Origin of the sequence: Victivallis lenta, from assembly GCF_009695545.1 — a bacterium.
In the GTDB taxonomy this organism is placed as follows: Bacteria; Verrucomicrobiota; Lentisphaeria; order Victivallales; family Victivallaceae; genus Victivallis; species Victivallis lenta.
In genome coordinates this window covers 1-20,111 of the sequence record NZ_VUNS01000018.1, presented here as the reverse complement: position 1 = coordinate 20,111, position 20,111 = coordinate 1, and the positions used below count along the sequence as shown (strand labels likewise).

Sequence of the window (20,111 nt, the reverse complement as noted above, 5' to 3'; positions counted from 1 at the left end):
ATGCTTGGAGTTATTCTACGCGTCGACGATCGCGAACATCAGCGTAATCTGGAAGACGACCTTCTCGCCGACCTTGATGTAACCGGTGCCCTTGCCGAAACGCCCCTTGGCCGGCGGCAGTTCGATATCGACGATCAGCTGATCGCCCGGGTAGACCGGCTCGAAAATCTCGGCGCGGTCGATCGACATGAAATAGCCGAGCTTGCCCTCGTTGCCCGGACGCGCCAGCACGAGCGCACAGCCGGACTGCGCGGTGATTTCACACAGCAGCGACTCCGGCATGACCGCATAATCGCCCGCCTGAGAAAAAATCTCCTCGTTGCCGGTCAGGTTCTTGACCGCGATGACATGGTCGCCTTCGACCTTCGCGATATAATCGATCAGCAGGAACGGGTAGCGGTGCGGAATGAGCGACATGATCTTCGTCACGTCCATCGGCGTCGCGTCGGACTTGTCGAATTCCGTATGCAGGACCGGCATGGCGGAGGCACCCGATTTCGGCCGCGTCGCCAAGGTGATTTTCGCTTCGCAGGTCACGCCGGAGTTGTTCGAAGTCTGCGCCTTCACGACCGCTTCTCCGTTTTCGACCGACAGGACCTCTGCCTCGACCCTGACCCGGTCGCCGGGATTGTTCGGACGGCGGAACTTGACCTTCTCGACCACCCGCATATAAACGTCGAGCTCGCCGGCCGGATCGAGCAGCGGACGGACCGCCAGCTCGCCGAGCTGCTTCATCGCCTCGACCTGAAGAACTCCCGGCATGATCGGGTGCCCCGGGAAGTGCCCCTGAAAAAAGTTTTCATTGATCGAGAGATTCTTGAGCCCGACGTACTGCGTGTCGGAAAGCTGCTCCGCGCGGTCGAGCATCAGCATCGGGTAGCGCTGCGGAAGAATCGCCTTGATCTCCTTGATTCCAAAAAACTTGCCCATTATCTTTCCCTTGTTCCCTTATTCGTTAAGCATTGTTTGCAGCCATGATCTCTTTCTGCAGCATCCCGGCAAGCTCGACGTTTTTCGGATGCCCCGGCTTGATTGCGATGATCGTGCCGGTAATCCGGCAGCCGGAGAGGTAAACGTCTCCGACGATATCGAGAATCTTGTGGCGGACGATCTCGTTCGGGTAACGCAGCGCCTCCTTGCAGATGATCGCGCCGTCGTGGATGATCGCGGCCGCGTCGAGGCTGCCGCCCTTCACCAGCCCCATGGCCAGCAGCTGCTGGAGGTCGCCGAAGTCGACAAAAGTGCGCCCTCCGGCGATTTCGGTTTCGTAGGCATCCGGCGTCGTTGCGGTGAACTCATAGAACTGCGGATCGATCGGACAGCCGGGAAAGCTCGTCGTACAGGCGATGCGCAGCTCCGGCCCCGGCACGATCACCAGCCGGGTGTGGCCGCCTTCGACATAAAGCGGAGAAGCCGGAGTGAACACTTTCGCCTCGGCCTCCTGCACCTGAACACCCGCCTCGCGCAGCATCCGGCAGTAGGGCAGCGAGCTGCCGTCGCCGATCGGCGGCTCCATGCCGTCCATCTCGACGATGCAGTTGTCGATATGGAACGCATTCAGCGCCGACATGATATGCTCAACGGTGAACACCACGGCATTGCCGCTGGCGATCGTGGTGCCGCGCCGGACGTCGACCACGTTCGAAGCGAGCGCCCTCACCTCCGGCCTGCCGGGCAGATCGACGCGGCGGAAGACGATACCGGTATTTTCGGGCGCCGGCTGGACGCGGACCGCCGAACGGGCGCCGGAATGCAGTGCGATTCCTGAATAAACGGCTGAGTTGACGACTGTCTGCTGTTTTTCCATCGAATAATCCGCTTTCAAGATTGAATTTTAAACTTCACGCGCCATAATATAGTACGTAAAATTGAATTTGTACAGTTTTTTTGCAAGGTTTTATGTCTGAAAAAATCAAAACAGTCGTCATCACCGGGCCGACGGCCACCGGAAAAACCGCGCTGGCGGTAAAGCTGGCCCGGCTCTATCCGGCCGAAATCGTCAGCGTCGATTCGCGGCAGGTCTACCGCGGCATGGATATCGGAACCGGCAAGGACCTCGACGAATACGGCCTCGTGCCGCATCACCTGATCGACATCGCCGACCCGCAGAGCGAAGTCTATCATCTCGCGCGTTTCGTCCGCGACGCCTACCGGGCCATCCGGGAGATCGCGGCGCGCGGCAGAATCCCGATCCTCTGCGGCGGCACCGCGCTCTACCTCGCGGCGCTGCTCGACGGTTACCGCCTGCCGGGCGGAGCGCTGCCTCCGCGTAAAAAGGGAGTCGAACGGGTGCGTCAGAATCCGGACCACGAGCAGTCGTTCGAGCCGCCCTTCGAGCTTGACGCACTGATCCTCGGCGTCTATTATCCGCGCGGCGAAGTCCACGCCCGGATCGAGGCGCGGCTCGACAGCCGCCTGACCGACGGACTGGTCGACGAGGTCCGAAAGCTGCATGAGGTCAACGGAGTCACCTGGGAGCAGCTCGAATTCTTCGGGCTCGAATACCGCGAAGCCGCCCGCTACCTGAAAGGCGAATGCACGCTCCTCGAAATGCGGAACACGCTGCTTTGCCGCATCCGCCAGTTCGCCAAGCGGCAGGATATCTTCTTCCGCAAACTCGAACGCGAAGGGCACGACATCTACTGGCTGAAGGCGGGCAGGGAGCCCGACCCGTGCGGACTTCTCGAGCAATTCCTAAAGGATGAGCCGCTGCCGCCGCCGGCCCTTCGCCTCTGCGACATCAATTACGGCAGGAAATAACGGCCCCCTGTTCAGTCTCCCGGAAAAAAGGCGCGACCCCGCAACTAACGGCGGGGATTGCATCACGCCCCGGGAAACGGAATATTTCCCTTCTGAACTCCATACCGGACGCGCCGCCGAAGGGAAAATCCGGAAAAAGGCAAAAAAAGTGGCGAGAGAGACGGGGCTCGAACCCGCAACATCCACCGTGACAGGGTGGTACTCTAACCAATTGAGCTACTCCCCCGCATAACTGCGGCGTCGTCATGATTCTGCGGATACTTCGGCCACTGAAAAAGTGGCGAGAGAGACGGGGCTCGAACCCGCAACATCCACCGTGACAGGGTGGTACTCTAACCAATTGAGCTACTCCCCCGTATCCGTCGAACATCGACAACGTTTTTAAAAATATCATCTTTTTCAGGAAATGCAAATCCATTTCGGGAAGAAAAACAAAGATTTTCAAGAAAAAACACATCCGGTTGCATATTTTCGCGCCGGATGCTACATTAACCCGACCCACAGGAAGAGGAGAACACGGAAGGTTGCATCATGATTCTCAAAGATATTCTGGCGGCGGCCGTCGCCGGTGAAACGCTCGATCCGGCCAGGCTTGCGTTCCTGCTCGAACTCAAGGAGCCCGGCGACCTCGAAGCGCTTTACCGGGCCGCTTATCAGGTCAAGCTCAGGTACATCGACAGCAAGGTCCGGCTGCGCGGGCTCATCGAGGTATCGAACGTCTGCGGCAAAAACTGCTTCTACTGCGGCATCCGCGGCGGGAACCGAAAGGTCGCCCGCTTCACGATGTCCCTCGAAGAGATCGTGGCGGCGGCGCGGCACGCGGCCGAGTTCCGCTACGGTTCGGTCGTGCTGCAGGCCGGGGAGAGGAGCGATCCGGGCTGGGTCGATTTCATCGAAAACGCCGTGCGCGAAATCAAGAAGCTCGACGGCGGCCGGCTCGGCATCACGCTGTCGCTCGGCGAACAATCCGAAGAAACGTTCCGCCGCTGGTTCGATGCGGGAGCACACCGCTATCTGCTCCGCATCGAAAGTTCGGACCCGGCGCTTTACGCGAGACTGCACCCGGCCGACCACAGCTACGCCGCGCGCGTCGAATCGCTGCACCTGCTGCGGAAAACCGGCTACCAGGTCGGAACCGGCGTCATGGTCGGGCTGCCGGGGCAGACGACGGCGAATCTCGTGCACGACCTCGAATTTTTCAAGTCGCTCGATGTGGACATGATCGGAATGGGGCCGTATATCGTTCACCACGACACGCCGCTCGGGCGGCAGTTCCCCGACGCCGGCAGCGACGCGGGCCGCCAGCTTGAACTCGGGCTCAAAATGATTGCGGTAACCCGGCTCCATCTCCGCAATGTGAACATCGCGAGCACGACCGCGCTGCAGGCGCTCGCGCCGAACGGACGCGAACTCGGGCTCCTTGCGGGCGCGAACGTCATCATGCCGAATATCGGCGACCTCGCCTACCGCAAGGGGTATCTGCTTTATGAAAACAAACCCGGAACCGACGAAAACGCCGGCACGGCGCGCGAAAAGCTCGAACGGGCGGTGGCCGCCATCGGAGAATCGATCGCCTATGGCGAATGGGGGGATTCGCCGCATTTCGCGGCCCGCGCCGGCAGGGGAGCGGGCGAATGAAAATCTTGTCCCCGGCTACTTGTATTCCGCCGCTTGACAGATTAGATTATGGTGTTGTGCCGAAAAACATGCAAGACAGGAAACAGAAAATGAAGTGGACAAAATGGCTCATGTTCGCCGTGCCGGTTCTGGCCGCCGCGGCGGTGCTCTCCGGCTGCGCCTCCTATGACAACAACTATCTGAGGCCGGAGGATTTCGCGGCCTATCTCGAACGCGACGGCGTGAAGGTCGACGGCACACGTCCGCTGCCGGGCGATCCGTTCCGCGCCACGAGCGGCTGCGCCATCATGATCGACGGCAACGAAATCGGCGTCTACAAATACGACCGCAGTTCGAGCGTCCAGGAGAAACGGGTCGAGAAGATCGGCGACGAAGGACGGACCTACATTCAGGGAATCCCGTTCCCGGTCGAGGTCCGCGGCTCGTTCATGTTCCTCGGGCTCGAAAAAAATCCGCAGAAACGGCGGATTCTCGAGGTGATCGACAAATTTTACTGAGGCGGGTCCATCGGAACGCCGGAAACGACAATCCGGGCAGCGGACAGGCAATTATCCAAGGAACAGAGGAAGGTAACAGGGTATGGTGGACAAGAAGTATGTGTACTCCTTCGGCGGCGGCGACTCCGAAGGCTCCGGTTCGATGAAGGATCTGCTCGGCGGCAAGGGCGCGAACCTTGCGGAAATGGCTTCGCTCGGCCTGCCGGTGCCGCCGGGCTTCACGATCACGACCGAATGCTGCGTCGATTATTTCAAGGAAGGCAGCCGCCTTCCGGAAGGACTCGACAGGCAGGTCGAAGCCGCGCTGCGCAAGGTCGAGCAGGTCATGGGCATGAAATTCGGCGACCCCGCCAATCCGCTGCTGGTCTCCTGCCGCTCCGGCGCCCGCAGCTCGATGCCGGGCATGATGGAGACCGTGCTGAATGTGGGCCTGGCCACCTCGACGATCCCCGGGCTCATCGCCAAAACCGGCAACGAACGGTTCGTCTATGACGCCTACCGCCGGCTGATCATGATGTATTCCGACGTAGTCATGGAGAAAGCCGAAGGGATCGAGCCCGAAGAGGGCAAGGCGATCCGCAAGCAGCTCGATGAAATGCTTGACCGCCTGAAGGAGTCCAAAGGGTACGCCAGCGATACCGACCTGACCGTCGAAGACCTGAAACAGCTCTGCGAGGCCTTCAAACGGAAGGTCAGGGAGACGCTCGGCAAGGAGTTCCCGGACGACCCGATGCAGCAGCTCCGGGGCGGCATCTGCGCCGTGCTCAAGAGCTGGAACGGCAAAAAGGCCGTCTCCTACCGCCGCATCGAGGGGATTCCGGACGAATGGGGCACCGCGGTCAATGTGCAGAGCATGGTGTTCGGCAACATGGGCGACACTTCCGCCACCGGCGTTGCCTTCACGCGCAACCCGGCCACCGGAGAGAACAAGTTCTACGGCGAGTGGCTCGTCAATGCGCAGGGCGAGGACGTCGTCGCCGGCACCCGCACCCCGAATCCGCTGAACGCCGACACCTGCAACGAACAGAACAAGCACCTGAAGTCGCTCGAAGAGCTCTATCCGGCGCTCTACAAGCAGCTGTTCGACATCCGCAACAAGCTCGAAGCGCACTACCGCGACATGCTCGACATCGAGTTCACGATTCAGGAAGGCGTCCTCTACATGCTACAGTGCCGCGTCGGCAAGCGGACCGGAACGGCCGCCCTCAACATGGCGATGGACATGCTCGACGAAAAGATGATCGACGAGAAGACCGCCGTGCTGCGCGTTTCCCCGGCACAGCTCGACGAGCTGCTGCACCCGATCCTCGACCCGAAGGCCGAAAAATGTGCGGCGCTCATCGCAAAGGGGCTGCCGGCCGGTCCGGGCGGGGCGGTCGGACGCATCGTCTTCTCAAGCGCCGAGGCGGTCGCCGCCGCCGCGAAGGGCGAAGCGGTGGTCATGGTCCGCGAAGAGACGAATCCGGAGGATGTCGAAGGCATGCGCGCCGCGACCGGCATCCTGACCGCGCGCGGCGGCATGACCAGCCACGCGGCTCTGGTCTGCCGCGGCTGGGGCAAATGCTGCATCGTCGGCGCGGGTTCGCTTGTGATCGACGAGGCGAAGGGAACGCTGAAGGTCGGCGGGAAAACCTACACCTCGGCCGATGCGATCAGCCTGAACGGCACGCGCGGATATGTCTACGAAGGACGGCTGGCGACGATCGACTCGAGCGAGAATCCGCAGTTGAAACACTTTATGGCGCTGGTGGACAAGTACCGCCGGCTCGGTGTCCGCGCCAACGCCGACACGCCGGACGACGCGCAGATCGCGCGCAGTTTCGGCGCGGAGGGCATCGGCCTCTTCCGCACCGAACACATGTTCTACGGCAAAAACAGTGAAAAGCCGCTCTTTGCGCTGCGCAAAATGATTCTGTCGCACACCCGCGAAGAGCGGGTGAAGGCGCTGGACGAGCTCTTCGTTTTCGTGAAGAGCGACATCAAAAACACGCTCAAGGCGATGGGCGGGCTGCCGGTCACCTTCCGTCTGCTCGACCCGCCGCTGCACGAATTCGTGCCGAATGCTCCCGAGGCGCGGGCCGAACTGGCCGCATCGCTCGGCATCACGGTCGAAGAGATCGCCAAGCGGGCCGAAAACCTGCATGAGGTGAATCCGATGATGGGACACCGCGGCGTCCGCCTCGGCGTGACCTATCCGGAGGTCTCCGAGATGCAGATGCGCGCGATTCTCGAGGCCGCCTGCGAGCTTGAGCGGGAGGGGGAAGCGTGCAAGCCCGAAATCATGATTCCGGTGACCTGCGACTCCTCCGAGCTCCGTTTCCAGAAGAAGATCCTCGCCCGGGTGGCGGAGCAGGTCGCGAAAAAATTCGGTCTCGACTCCGTCGCCTACAAAGTCGGCACGATGATCGAGATTCCGCGCGCCTGTCTGCTGGCGGACGAGATGGCCGCCGAAGCCGATTTCTTCAGCTTCGGAACAAACGACCTGACCCAGATGACTTTCGGCTTCAGCCGCGACGACATCGGCGGATTCCTCGGGGATTACCTCGACAAGAAGCTGCTTGCGGCGGACCCGTTCCAGACCATCGACCAGTCCGGCGTCGGCAAGCTCATCGAGTATGCGGTTGAAAACGGCCGCCGCACGAAACCGGAGCTCAAAATCGGCATCTGCGGCGAACAGGGCGGCGAGGCGAAGTCGGTCGCGTTCTGCGACCGGATCGGACTCAATTACGTCTCGTGCAGCCCGTTCCGGGTTCCGATCGCCCGCCTGGCCGCGGCGCAGGCCGCGATCGTCGACGGCAGATAACGCTTGCCTGAACACCTGCGGCGGAGGCCGGGAGAGATGGCCCCGGTTTTCCGCCGCCGCCAGAATACGGGGATTGCTGCATGGATGAACGCCGTTATGTGGAGCTGACCGACGAGCGGGGGACGATCAACCGCATCGCGTGGTATGACAGCGGCGGTGACGGTCCTCCCGTTCTGCTGATCCACGGTTTTGCCGAATACGCCTGCACCTGGGATGCGGTCATCGATCTCCTGCCGGATGGTTACCGTTATATCCGCCTGGACGTCAAAGGCTTCGGCTACTCGTCGAAGAACGATCCCGAACACACGACGCTTTTCGACCTGGCCGCCTGCACGGCGGAATTCATCCGCCGCTTCGACCTGAAGAATCTGGTTCTGGCCGGGCATTCGATGGGAGGAGCGATCTCGTGCCTGCTGCTCTCTTACGCCGACATCGCGGAACGGGTCGACAAGCTCATCCTGATCGATCCGGCCGGGATGTTCACCGAGGTGCCGGAATTCATCGCGTCGCTTGCGCTGGTCTCCCCGCAGAATCCGCTGCTGCGCTTCGCCAGCGAAGACCTGATGGTCTATCTGGTCATGAGCCAGGCCTATTTCCGCGAAGGGAAGATCAGCCAGGAGCTGATCCGCCAGTACGCCGAAGCGATGCGGCTGCCCGGCGCGCGCGAAAGCGTGATCGCCGCCGCACGGAACTTCCGCATTCCGAACGTCCCGGCGTTCCAGGCAGAATTGCGGAAGCTGAAGCTGCCGACGCTGATCATCTGGGGCGCCGAAGACCGGATCATTCCGCTCGACGACGCCGACAAATTCCACGACTGCCTCGTGAACTCGAAGCTCGTCGTCTTCCCGGAGTGCGGCCATTCTCCGCAGGAGGAGATGCCGGAGGAGACGGCTGCCGCCGTGGCCGAATTCCTGAACGATGCCGCCGCACCGGCGCTCCCGGAACCGGACGGCGCCATCCCCGCGATGCCGGATGCGGCGGCGGAGCAGAAACCGGCGCTCGGCGCCCAGCTCAGATCGCTGACCGACTCCTACACGCTGAAAATGCACCGGCTGGTCGACCGCTGGAGCTTCGGTACGATCTTCCTCTTCGGCTTCATCAAAATCCTGCAGCTGCTCAAGAAGTTCGGAATGCGGGCCGAGGAGAACGGCTGGCGCAAGGCGACCGGAATTTTCCTGCGCAACGAATATTCGAAATTCGTGCTTTCGTGCTTCCGTCTGACCTATTACAAGCAGGAGCCGGTGCCGGACAACTTCATCACAGCCCGGCAGCTGCTGATCCGGAATCTGGCCGATTATATCCGCAACCACAGCCAGCTCCACTGGTCGGCCGCGCCGGCGATGTTCCGGCTCGGACGCAAAAAGATCGACTTCACGGACATCGCCGAGGCGTTTTACGACAAAACCGGCGAGCTGCTGTGGATCGAGATGCACTTCGATACGAGCCGGGAGAACTTTTCGCTGCTGACGCCGGAGCAGATCCGGGATGCGCTGCGCCGCATGGTCATCAACATCAACAAGCTGCGGGTCAGCGAATGCGGCGACCAGGGGCGGGTTCTGGCCGGACGGCTGCGCCGCTGGGCCCGGCGGGTCCCGGGTTACAGCTACGGAGCGCGCCATGAACTCAAAAACCTGGTCGAGCGCCTGCTGACCGCAACCTTCATCCACTGCGAGCTCCTGCCGAGAGACCCGGCGGCGATGCGGGGGCGGCGCCTGTCGAGCCCGAACCTGCGCAAATACCGGAATCCGGGCTGGGGTGTGCTGAATGTCATCGCGCGCTATACGCCGGATTTCCGAGAAGCCGACCTCTGGGTGCAGTTTCATCACGTCCCGGTGGACGGCATGCCGATGCAGGAGCTGCTGGCCGATCTCAAGCAGAGCTGGGGATGCGCCGGCGTGCTCGCCTACCCGGCGCTCAGTTCCCCGGCCGCGCGGCCGGAAATTCTCTATGCCGGAAACCGGCTGTTCCGCAACCGGTTCTTCATCGACTTCGAGCCGATGCTGGCGCTGCGCCGCGAGCTGAACGCCAAATACGTCACGCTGATGGAGGGCCCGGCGACGGTGGCCGGCATGTTGATCTGGGGCCTGGCGCAGCACCGGTTCTTCCGCAACTGCAAGATGCTGTTCCCGGTCGACTCCGAGCCGAAGAGCGGGAACCCGGCCGAGCGGGAACTGAGCCTCGTCTTCATCCGGGCCGGGAAATACATCGACCGCAGCAACCCGCTGGATGGTTTTCTGAATTTCCAGAAGGAGTTCAACCAGCGGCTCTGGCATACGCGGAAGGGGTCGAGCGAAAGCTACGAACTGCTCGAACTCTATTCGATGATCCACCCGCTGTTCTACCAGATCGCGCTGCGGCTGATGCCGGGGTCGATGAGCGAATTCGTCGGTTCGATGGGGCTGTCGATTCTGCGCAACGCCGACGTGTTCATCAGCCCGCTGAGCGACCTGCAGGTCAACGGATTCATGACCATCGGAGACCTGACCCATCCGACCGAAGACGGAGGCACGGCCGGAGCCGTCTCCTCCTGCGGCACCCGCGACCAGATCCGGTTCTATCAGGAGGCCATGACCGACCTCGCCAGAAACTACCGCCGTTTCCTCGAACGGCAGCCGTAAAAACACAGCGGAAACATTTCACGGCGTCTTCACTCCTCCGGATATCTCCTCATGCAAAGATGCGGCCGGATAATTCCGACTTTTTCCGATCCCCCTCTTGACAAACCGCCGCCGGTTTGGTATAATTAATATAGAACGTTTCATGGAACGATACGAAAGGATTTCATATGAATCGCGACCGGGTTGTCAAGCTGAAAGATATCGCCGATGCCGCCGGCGTAGCGGTCGCCACGGTATCCGCGGCGCTGAACGGGACCGGAACGGTTTCGAACGCGATGCGGGAACGGGTGCGCAAGGTTGCCGCGGAAATGAATTACGAGCCCAACATGGCCGCCAAGCTGCTCAAGCAGAAGCGAAGCCGCGATCTCGGGCTGATCGTCAGCGACCTCCCGGAGCGGATCTTCGGCTCGGGTTACTTCATGCCGATGATATCGAGCTTCATCCGCCAATGCGAATCGGAGGAACTGCGCTGCCAGATTGAATACCACGACCCGGCTTCCTCAAAGATTCCCTCGCTTCTGGTCAACGGTCTCGCCGGCGGTGTGCTTCACGGAGGAACCATCTCTCCGGCCGTGCGGAAATTTCTGGAGGAGAATCCGGATTTTCCTTTCGTCGCCCTCGAAGAGGAATCCAGATACAATCTGCTCTCCGATTACGAACTCGCCTTCTACAAGGCGGTCCAGTACCTGACGGCGCTGGATCACCGCCGCTTCGGCCTGGTTACGGGGCCGCTGGAATACCGTCGGCAGCGGCAGATTGAAACCGGTTTCCTGCGGGCCGTCGATGAATTCGCCCTCGATTACCGTCCGGACGAATGGTCGGTCCGGTTGCCGCTCAAAGAGGATGCCGCCACCACGAGGGGCGCGGTTGAATTCGGGCGGAAACTGTTTTCCCGCAAAGAGTTTCCGAGCGCCGTAATCTGCAGTGACGGCCGCGCGGCCAAAGGGATTCTCTATGCCGCCTGCGAAGCGGGAGTCCGGGTGCCGGAACAGCTGAGCGTCTTCGCCTGCAGCTCCCAAGCGGAAGCGGAACAGAGTTTTCCGACGGTCAGCTCAATCGCCTGGAACGCGCCGGAAGCGATTTTCCGCGGGATTTACATGCTGAAGACCCTGATTGAGGGCAGACCGTTGAAAGAACCGCAGATTCTGATCGAGCCGACCATGACCATTCGCGAGACAACCGCAAAGCATATTGGATAGTACAGGAGATCAAAAACGATGAAGAAGAGTTTCACCTTGATCGAGCTGCTGGTCGTCATTGCGATCATCGCCATCCTCGCCGCCATGCTGCTTCCGGCGCTGAACGGCGCGCGTGAAAGGGGCCGGGCCACCTCCTGCCTCAATCAGCAAAGTCAGCTTCACCGCGGCTTTCTGCTGTATGCTGAAGACAACAACCAGTTCGTCTTCACGAATTTCACGACCACCGGAGTCGTCTCCTGGGGAAAATACCTGAAGGAGCAGAAATACATCGGAGTGCCCGGAATTCTGTACTGCCCGACGATCAAGACGAATTCCGATCCCTACCTTCAGCAGACCTACGGCATGTACCGGACCAATTTGTACAACACATTCTACAACGGAAAAAAAACGGTCTGGGGAACCTTCGCTTCCGGCAGTCTCTATTACTCCCAGAAAAAGATGCGCCGCCCCACCGAAATTTTCATGTTCGCCGACACCATGCGCATCGTGCCCAGCGGCAATGCCGGCAAGGGAATATACGTGTTTTCACCGGGCTGGGACGGTTCCGGCACCGACACCAGCGGAATCACCCTGATTCACACCGGACGCTGCAACATGACCTTCTTCGACGGGCATGTAAAATCGCAGAGCAGCAACGAACTGAAAGAACTCGGATTCAAATCCGCAGTGATTCATGGAGGCAGGTGTGAACTTTAAGATGATGAGACAGATGATTCTTATTCTCGCTGCCGCCATTTTTCTTCTTGCTCCGGCTGCGGAAGCGGCAGACGGAGACACGGTCACGGCGGCAGCGCCCGGCGCCGCCTTTCTGCAGGGGGAGGAACTGCGTTTCTCCCTGGATGCCGGAGCGGCGGAAAATGGACGCTGGATTCTCCGCAACTGGCAGGACGAAATCATCCGGGAAGAAAATTTTTCCGGCGCCGGCTTCACTCTGCCCGCTCTTCCGAACGGTTACTACAAGCTCGAAGTCGCCGGAATCCCCGGCAGCCGCAGCTTCGCCGTGGTCCCCGACCCGGAAAAACGGGAAAAAAATCCGGACCTGTTTTTCGCCGTCGACTCCGCGCAGAGCTGGCTGGCCGCGCCTCAGAAGGAGAATCCGTTCCGGCCGGCGGACGCTTTCGCCATAGTCTCCGAGGTTGCACGCCGCGCCGGTATCCAGATGGTCCGCGAGCGCCTGCGCTGGAGCGATGTCGAGCCGGAACCCGGCAAATTCGACTGGAAACAGTACCGGCTGAATGCGGATTTGCTTTCCGAACGCGGAATCCGGATTTCCGGGGTCTACCATGATGCGCCCTCCTGGACGAGAAGCAACACTCCCCGGCTGCCCTCCGACCTGATGGCGAATTATCGTTTCGCCCGGAAGCTCGCCCGGGAATTCAGGGGAAAGATGACCGTCTGGGAGTTCTGGAACGAACCCGACATCGGATTCGCCCCGGAAGGCGCCTGGGATTATGCCGCCGCGCTGAAATCGGCCTACCTCGGATTCAAGGCCGGCGACCCGGAGCTGACCGTCGCTCCCGGCGGATATGCGCGTACTCCGCTGCTGAATTACAATCACGTCGTGCTGCTCAACGGAGCCGGCGATTATGCGGATATCTTCAATATGCATACCTACGCCGTCATCCGGGACTTCCCGGCCGTGCTGCAGGATATCCGGAATCATCTGAAGCGCCATAACCTCACTCATCTGCCGATCTGGTTCACGGAAAACGGCTCCAACATGGAGGGAGCAGCCCGGGAGGAGAGCGGAATCAAGGGCGTTCGAAAGCACTCCCCCGCCCAGGAGCTCCTGGTTGCCGAATATATCGCCAAAATGATGATTACCATGCAGTTTCTCGGAGTCGAACGTGATTTCTTTTTCGTCCTGCCGCCTTACAACGAACGGGCCGGCAAAAAGGATTGGGGCATGCTGCGGCACGATTTTACGGTAAAGCCCGGTTATGCCGTGCTTGCAACACTGATCGACCGGCTCGGCAACGCGGAGCCGGAAGGGGAGATCCGGCTGGGCGATGGAATCAAAGGCTTCCTCTACCGGCGCAGAGACGGCCGGAAAATCCTGGTTTACTGGAGCATTTCCGAGCTCGATACAAAGGAGGAACGTCCGAATCTCGACACGCAAAACCTGCTGTCCCGCAAATTCGCCCTCCCCGGGAGCGGCGGCAAACTGGCAGGAGTCGACCATTTCGGAACACCTTTCGAAGCGGATGGAGCGCAAATGACGGCGACCCGTTTTCCCGCTTTCATCGATTGTCCTCCTTCGCTCCGGCCCGACATTCCGTTCATCTCGCAGAAAACAGAGAGAAGCGAACCGGAAAAACTTGACAGAAGCATTGTCTTCCGGACAGAGCTTTCCGATGACTTCAAACTCTGGGTCGGCAAGGACGGGACGGACATCAGGAACGACACCGTTCGTTTCAAACTTCAGGCATGGAATTTTTCCGGCCGGGAAAAGCAGGGGCGGATTTCCGTTTCGGGAGGCGGCAGCAGGGGAATTCCCGATGCGGTCACTCTGCCGCCATTCGGAAAATCGGAGTTTGAAGTCTTCTTCAAGCCGGCGCTGAATGAAACATTCAAAGGCGAACTCCGGGTCGAAGGTATTTTCGGCGGCAGGGCGACTTCTCCGCTCGTCATTCCGCTGCGGAACCTGAAGGCGGGAATGGAAGCCTGCCGGGAAGTCGAAATGCCGCAGCTTGTCGACCCGGTGAACTGGCGCAAAAATTCCTCCGGCGAGCAGACGGCCGCATACGATGAGGATGAAAACGCGCTTTGCTTCACGACGGAATATCCTGCCGGAGTCGACCGCTGGACCTATCCCGAATATACGCTTCAGCTGCCTCAGGAGTCACTGGCCGGTGCCAGGATCATCGCATTCGAAGCCAAAAGCTCCGAGCCGAAGGGAATCCGGCAAATGCTGCTGATGCTGGTGCTGAAAAACAGAAAAACACTCCAGCTCAAGGTGAATGTGCCGGACACGGAATGGGAAGAGTGCCGCATCCAGCTTCCGCCCGACATCGACGGCGGAGAGATCGTAAAAATCCGGCTCGGCATCAATTCACGCCGGGACCGAATCTCCTACCGGATACGGAACGTCAGATTTTTTTACGCACGTTGATCTCACGATGCATCCTCCGTCCGGAAAACGGGAAACGGGAAAAAGCAGCAGGCCGTTCAGCAATCGAGAAACTCCCGGCGGACGGCAATCGGCGCGAGCGCCGACCAGCCGCAGAAGTCGGGCTCGCCCTTCGCCGGCCGGCCGGAGTCTTCCGGCGAATAGTTCTCCCAGATCGTTCCGGTGGAACGGAACAGCCGAAGCGTTCCTTCGAACAGTTTTGACGCGATCGACCGAGCCAGCGCTTCCCGGCCGCAGCTCCGCAGCCCCCGCAAAATCATATAATCCATGAAGATCCAGACCGGACCGGCTGAATAGCCGTTCTCCGGATCGTAATCGGGGTCGTCCGCCGCAAGGGTCGGAACCGGAACCGGGCGACAGAATTTCGCAGGATCGTTCAGGTGCGCCAGATAGCGGTCGAGCCGTTCCTCCGGCACGACGCCGGCCGGCAATGTCCAGTAGCTGGTCGCAAAGAAGCGGCGAATCGGCGTACCGTCGGCGAGCGTGTCAAAATAGAAGCCGTCCGCCTCGCTCCAGGCGATCCGGTTGATCGCCGCCGCGATTGCGGCATGCTCCTGCCGGTATGCGTCGATCTCCCGGCCCGGACAGCCGATCCGTTCCGCGATCCGGGCGAGATTCCTGGCGTTGAAAGCCATCTGGGCACTCGTGTCGATCCAGTCGGCCTGCCGGTTCCAGCAGAAGCGCGGGTCGGGCAGCAGCTTTTTACCGGTCGTCGCCTGAAAAGCGGGGTGAATATGCTCCTTCCGCAGCGGGATTCCGCCGGTGGGGTCCGGGCCGGAACGCGGCCAACGCGGCAGATTGTCCAGCCCGCAGCCAAAGGGATCGCTGAAAAACATTCCGTCCGGCTGGCGGAAATGCGCCCGGCAGAAAGCGTGATGCCGGACCAGAGCCGGGTAAACCCGCTCCAGCCGCCCTGGAAACAACCCTGCTTCGGCCAACTCCAGTTCGGCCCAGGCCAGAATCGGCGGAGCAAAAGAGATCGGGTGCTCTTTCGACCACTTCGACTCCCCGGTCGGCAGATATTGGCGACTGATAAAACCGTCAACATCGGCCAAACGGTAAAAATTATCGAGCGAATTCTCCAGCGGATAGCGTTCCGGGTGATACTTCGCCCAGAATATGCAAAAAACCGTGTCCCAGAGAAACAGATCGCTGAAATTCCCGCCGGTTCCAAGCCGGGGGCGCAAAACCGGACCGAACGGCCCTTCGCGGTCGAGCTTGCGGTCGGCGATGCGAAGAGCCGCTTCGTAGAATTCGTCGGCGGCGGTCATCGGGTCTTCAACTCCAGCAGAACCGGGGTGTCACAGAATTTCACGCCTTCGATACGGCTTCGGCCATTCCGGTTCCGGATGCGGACGCGAACCGGTTCCGAGGTGAACCAGGCGCGGTCCGAACCGAGAAGGAGGTCGTACACACCGGTATTTTCCGATGCCAGCTCGAACGGCAGCTCGACATCGGCAACCGGGAGCTCAGTCTGCCGGTCAGCCGCCCGTCCTCCATTCCAGAGGGCCAGAAAGAGCGCGCCGTCCTGCCTCCGGAACAGATAGGCATGCGGATCGAATGAACCGTAGAGCACTTCGAGCCGTCTGCGATTCTCCGTATCGGCGATAACGGCAATTTCATGATCCAGCACCTCGAACTCGCTACCTGGCGGGAACTTCGCATTCAGATGACGAAGAGCGAAATATCCCGGACGCGGCAAATAACCCGGTCCGCAGGTCAGCCCGAAAAACGCGCTGTCTACCGCCCGGTACCAGTAGTAGCGGTCCACTCCGAGCGCAAGATTCTGGAGCATTGAGCGCAGCAGGTACTTGGCCTGTACATCGTGCGAGACGGAAGCGGCCGGATCCAGCGACGGCTGGGCATCGACGGTCCAATAGCCGAACTCGGTGATCCAGAGGGGAATCGATTTTCCGGCCGGAGAGAGACGGTCCACCGTTTCACGCATTTTCAGCAGTTCTTCTGCATAGTTCGCGGTTTCGCCGTTGAACCGGCGCATGCTCTGATACGATGCCTCAGGCGGGACCTCCTGCCGGTATGGATGCAACGCGACGGCATCGACAAGTTTCCCGGCGCCGAGCTCGAAGCAACGTAGAAGAAAAGCATGATCCATGCGGGAGATGCCGCCGAATATGATCTTCGCCGCCGGGTCAACGGCGCGGATGTTTCCCACTGCGCTGCGGAGTACAGCCATATACTCCTCCGGCGTCGCGCCGTTCTCCTCGTTCCACACCTCATACTCCTTCACCTGACCGCTGCCGGCACTGCCGAAAGTTTCGGCCATATAACGGGCGTAGCGGCCGAATCCGGCATGAAAAGCGGCATTCTGTCCCTTGAGCTCGTCAAATCCGCCCGGCGTGCCGGGAACATTGTAATGCCGATTCCCGTAAGCGAGGATCATCAGCGGCTCAAGCCCTGCCCGGTCCAGTGACGCCATGAAGTCGAAGGCGCTCTGCGGCAACTGCATGATACCTTTCTCCGATTCCGCCTCATTCCAGGAGAAGTGAAACCGTACCCGTCTGACGCCGCTGCCGGCGATGACCGGCAGCTCCCGGTCCGAATTGCGCGTATGCAGATTGAGTCCGAACACCGGTTTCACCCGGCGCGCGACGGGACGGACAAAGGTCCCCTGAATTCTCCCGCCGGCCGGAAACTCCGCCTTGTCAGAGAGAATCAGCGAAGCGATGCGAAGCGGGAAAGCAGCCTTGCCGTCCGAAAAAGCGCCGAGCGCAACAGCCTGTCCCCATTTCGACGGCAGTACAGGCTGCTTCTTTTCATAGACCGTACGCCCGCCGAACCGGATCGAAAGTTTCTCCGGAGACCAGAGCAGAACGAGCTCATTCCATCGCCCTGCATCAAGTTTCGCGGCAGGCATGGTCCACCAGAAACAATTCTGCCAGTTTTCGCGCAGGTCGCAGGCAAAATTACCATTGCGGTCAATCCAGAGGCGGAGTCCGCTGCCGCCCTCCATCACATCAAGCAGACAATATTCTCGCCCCGGTTCCGTCGCAGCAAGCGGCCGAAACCGAATCAGCAGGGAACCGGAACCGGCCGGGAATCTGGCGGGAAGCCGATAACAGGCCGATGTGTTCCCGGTCTCCAGCGCACCGTCCTTCAGCGTGACCGCGGCGACGGGCGGCAGGACTGCCCGGCCTGTGCAGCCGTCGCCGGAGCGGGAAAAATCCCAACGAAACTCCGCCGCTCCAGCAAGCATGACGCAACAGGCGGTAAAAAGAATCAGAAATCTCTTTCGCATAACCGGTTTTCCTCCTCAATTCCAGGGCCAGCCGAAGCGGGGCTTCATATAGAGCGGCCAGTCGAGCCGTTCCTGCGGAAACTCGGTCGGAAAGCTCTGTACATGGGTAACGGTCGCCGCATGAGTATCGGCATACAGGATATTCCATTTAACAACGTGACCGGAAAGCGATTCTCCGGTGGTCAGGTCGAAAAAGCCATAACCCGGATTCATATCGTTGACCCAGCCGCCATGAAGAGAACCGTCGGCAGCGGTCGTTTTCTGCGGCGCCGCATCGGCGAGCACCAGCACCCGGGAACGCAGTCGAGGGTCAATGATTGAATCCTTCATGCGCGTCTTGAGACGGAAGTAGTTGTTATACGCATACGAAACTTCGCCTTCGCTTTTTTCCGAGGGACATTTGAAAACCTTTCTGTCTCCGCCGAGATGGGGAACCAGCTTGTTCGGCCAACGGTCAGCACTGTGCGCAACTCCCAGCGGGAACCAGTATTCATCATTGTCGGCAAGATAAGAAGTGCAGGCATAGCCGAGCTGCTTCAGATTACTGAGACAGCTGCTGAGTTGTGCCCGTTCCCGCGCCCGATTCAGCGCGGGCAGCAACATTGAGGCGAGAATCGCGATGATCGCAATCACGACCAGAAGTTCGATAAGGGTAAAACAGCGATATTTCATCTTAACAATCCTTTCCGGGTTGGTTATCATTCACAGCGAGCGGAGCGATCCGCGTTCAATCAAAGTACCGGAAAGCAACCGGACACTAGGCGGAAGCGTCAGTTTCCGGTGCTTCGCATCGATCCTCTGCAGAAGTTCCGCCATGGCAGTCCGGCCGATATCGACCAGCGGATTTTCAATGCTGGCAAGCGGCGGTTTCAGGCTGCAGCAGACCGGAATCTGGTTGTCGAAGCCGATTATACTCAGCTCTTCCGGAATCCGTAAACCGCGTTCTCCGCAGGCGCGATAGAGACCGACACAACCCCAGTCATTGGTGACAACGGCAGCGGTGACCTTCTCCGGGTATGCCAAGATCCGGCCGAGCGTCCGGCCGAGCAGCGGCGGAATCGGATCGGGATTTGGCGAGGAAACAGTGGAGAATTTTTCTTCGAAAAAGAGCGCGCTCCGCCAGAGTCCCCGAGCCGCCATCGCCTCCCGGAATCCCTCCGCCCGCTGTGCGAACATTCCGTGATCCGGATCGGTACTGATAAAGGCGATCACGCGGTGTCCGCGCCGGATCAGTTCCTCCGCGGCAAGTGCTCCGGCTGCATGGTTGTCGAGAACCACGTTCGGAAAGCGACGGTTGAACCCGTTGACGCCGAACCAGACCATCGGCACCTTTTCCGCCAATTCCCCAATCCGGCGGAGTCGTTCGTCACCGTGGCGGAAATTGTGCTTGACCAGAATTCCATCAAATTCGGAAAGATGCCGGAATAATTTTTCATCGCTGCAGTCGAGCAGTGTGAAAAAGTCCGGTCTGACACCGTAAATCCGGCAGATTTCTGAAATTCCCTCCGCACAGGAGCGGGCCGGGAAGGAGTCCTCCCAATGGAACTGCATATCGAAAAACAGGATGGCGACGCGTCCACCCTCGGCCAGGTTTCGCCGGGAGTTTTTCCGCGGACGCCGCAACGGCACATAGTGAAATTCCCGCATGACGGAGAGCGTACGTTCCCGAAGTTCAGGATCAACGTTGATCGCATTGTTCATCACCCGGCTGACGGTACCGAGAGAGACACCGGCCCGGGTCGCGATATCACGAATGGTAAATGTTTTCTGCATTGTCTTGACACCTTGTTTTCGCTATAAAATATGACAAAGATAATGCAAAAAGCCAAGAGTCTCCCGGATAAAATCATGAAAATAAGAACCTTTTCGACGTTTATTTCATGAACTAACGAAAAAGAGGAAAAAATAAACTCGAACGCATCATCGAATAGCAGCGAAGTCCGCCTGTCCGCGCGTCAAGGCAGCGTGCGTACCGGCGGGCTCACAAACCGACTCGAAGATTCGGCTGGTGAGCCGGTCGGGTCTGCAGCGCGAATGCGCAGAAAGACGGCGCCCCGGAAGGGGGGGGTGCGCCTTCCCTTTTCGAAGCCATGGTGCGCCAGTGGGACGAGCGTCCTGTTCCGCGCCAAAAAAAGACCCGCCTTAACGTGTGCGAAACGTCAAGGCGGGTAAAAAAATTCCCGGCACCGTGCTACTCTCCCATAGTCAAA

At 60.0% G+C, this 20,111-nt stretch carries 14 protein-coding genes and 2 tRNA genes; 8 read left to right on the top strand and 8 right to left on the bottom strand.

Translation table 11 applies throughout. The features are described from left to right. Window positions 1–15: 15 nt before the first annotated feature. The gene (fabZ, locus tag FYJ85_RS15060; protein WP_106053433.1) at window positions 16–930 is read right to left on the bottom strand and encodes a 3-hydroxyacyl-ACP dehydratase FabZ; all 915 of its coding nucleotides are present in this window, start codon (window positions 928–930) and stop codon (window positions 16–18) included. 25 nt (window positions 931–955) lie between these two features. Beyond that, window positions 956–1,807 carry a UDP-3-O-acyl-N-acetylglucosamine deacetylase gene (lpxC, locus tag FYJ85_RS15055; RefSeq protein WP_106053434.1) on the bottom strand — a complete coding sequence of 284 codons (852 nt, stop codon included), beginning with the start codon at window positions 1,805–1,807 and terminating at the stop codon, window positions 956–958. Window positions 1,808–1,899: 92 nt separating this feature from the next. On the opposite strand from lpxC, the gene FYJ85_RS15050 reads away from it, so the two are divergent. Continuing rightward, complete coding sequence (locus tag FYJ85_RS15050) at window positions 1,900–2,760, top strand: tRNA (adenosine(37)-N6)-dimethylallyltransferase (RefSeq protein ID WP_154419382.1); 861 nt, start codon at window positions 1,900–1,902, stop codon at window positions 2,758–2,760. Window positions 2,761–2,909: 149 nt separating this feature from the next. Here the strand turns inward: FYJ85_RS15050 and FYJ85_RS15045 are convergent. Continuing rightward, window positions 2,910–2,986, bottom strand: a tRNA-Asp gene (locus FYJ85_RS15045). A gap of 52 nt (window positions 2,987–3,038) precedes the next feature. Beyond that, window positions 3,039–3,115 (bottom strand) — tRNA-Asp (locus FYJ85_RS15040). Window positions 3,116–3,291: 176 nt separating this feature from the next. On the opposite strand from FYJ85_RS15040, the gene hydE reads away from it, so the two are divergent. The 7 genes from hydE (at window position 3,292) to FYJ85_RS15005 (ending at window position 14,627) form a co-directional block, all read left to right on the top strand. Beyond that, window positions 3,292–4,398, top strand: coding sequence for a [FeFe] hydrogenase H-cluster radical SAM maturase HydE (hydE, locus tag FYJ85_RS15035; RefSeq protein ID WP_154419381.1), 1,107 nt, complete (start codon window positions 3,292–3,294; stop codon window positions 4,396–4,398). Between the two features lie 89 nt (window positions 4,399–4,487). Further along, window positions 4,488–4,895: a hypothetical protein gene (locus tag FYJ85_RS15030; protein ID WP_106053437.1), complete on the top strand. Its 408-nt coding sequence runs from the start codon at window positions 4,488–4,490 to the stop codon at window positions 4,893–4,895. 82 nt (window positions 4,896–4,977) lie between these two features. Beyond that, entirely contained in the window at window positions 4,978–7,698 is a 2,721-nt protein-coding gene (ppdK, locus tag FYJ85_RS15025; protein ID WP_154419380.1) for a pyruvate, phosphate dikinase, read from the top strand. Window positions 7,699–7,778: 80 nt separating this feature from the next. After that, window positions 7,779–10,316 carry an alpha/beta fold hydrolase gene (locus tag FYJ85_RS15020; RefSeq protein ID WP_154419379.1) on the top strand — a complete coding sequence of 846 codons (2,538 nt, stop codon included), beginning with the start codon at window positions 7,779–7,781 and terminating at the stop codon, window positions 10,314–10,316. Between the two features lie 167 nt (window positions 10,317–10,483). Beyond that, complete coding sequence (locus FYJ85_RS15015; protein WP_154419378.1) at window positions 10,484–11,515, top strand: LacI family DNA-binding transcriptional regulator; 1,032 nt, start codon at window positions 10,484–10,486, stop codon at window positions 11,513–11,515. Window positions 11,516–11,533: 18 nt separating this feature from the next. Next, complete coding sequence (locus FYJ85_RS24065; RefSeq protein ID WP_154419418.1) at window positions 11,534–12,211, top strand: prepilin-type N-terminal cleavage/methylation domain-containing protein; 678 nt, start codon at window positions 11,534–11,536, stop codon at window positions 12,209–12,211. Window position 12,212: 1 nt separating this feature from the next. Continuing rightward, the gene (locus tag FYJ85_RS15005; protein WP_154419377.1) at window positions 12,213–14,627 is read left to right on the top strand and encodes a hypothetical protein; all 2,415 of its coding nucleotides are present in this window, start codon (window positions 12,213–12,215) and stop codon (window positions 14,625–14,627) included. Between the two features lie 56 nt (window positions 14,628–14,683). On the opposite strand, the gene FYJ85_RS15000 is transcribed toward FYJ85_RS15005, so the two are convergent. From FYJ85_RS15000 to FYJ85_RS14985, 4 genes are read right to left on the bottom strand one after another with little or no spacing between them, the layout of a single operon-like run. Continuing rightward, window positions 14,684–15,916 carry an MGH1-like glycoside hydrolase domain-containing protein gene (locus FYJ85_RS15000; protein WP_106053442.1) on the bottom strand — a complete coding sequence of 411 codons (1,233 nt, stop codon included), beginning with the start codon at window positions 15,914–15,916 and terminating at the stop codon, window positions 14,684–14,686. After that, the gene (locus FYJ85_RS14995; protein ID WP_154419376.1) at window positions 15,913–17,901 is read right to left on the bottom strand and encodes a glycoside hydrolase family protein; all 1,989 of its coding nucleotides are present in this window, start codon (window positions 17,899–17,901) and stop codon (window positions 15,913–15,915) included. The genes FYJ85_RS15000 and FYJ85_RS14995 overlap by 4 nt, the downstream gene beginning before the upstream one ends. 15 nt (window positions 17,902–17,916) lie before the next feature. Next, window positions 17,917–18,573: a type II secretion system protein gene (locus FYJ85_RS14990; protein ID WP_106053444.1), complete on the bottom strand. Its 657-nt coding sequence runs from the start codon at window positions 18,571–18,573 to the stop codon at window positions 17,917–17,919. Window positions 18,574–18,603: 30 nt separating this feature from the next. Further along, window positions 18,604–19,674, bottom strand: a complete 1,071-nt coding sequence (locus tag FYJ85_RS14985) for a LacI family DNA-binding transcriptional regulator (protein WP_154419375.1) — start codon at window positions 19,672–19,674, stop codon at window positions 18,604–18,606. Window positions 19,675–20,111: the final 437 nt, after the last annotated feature.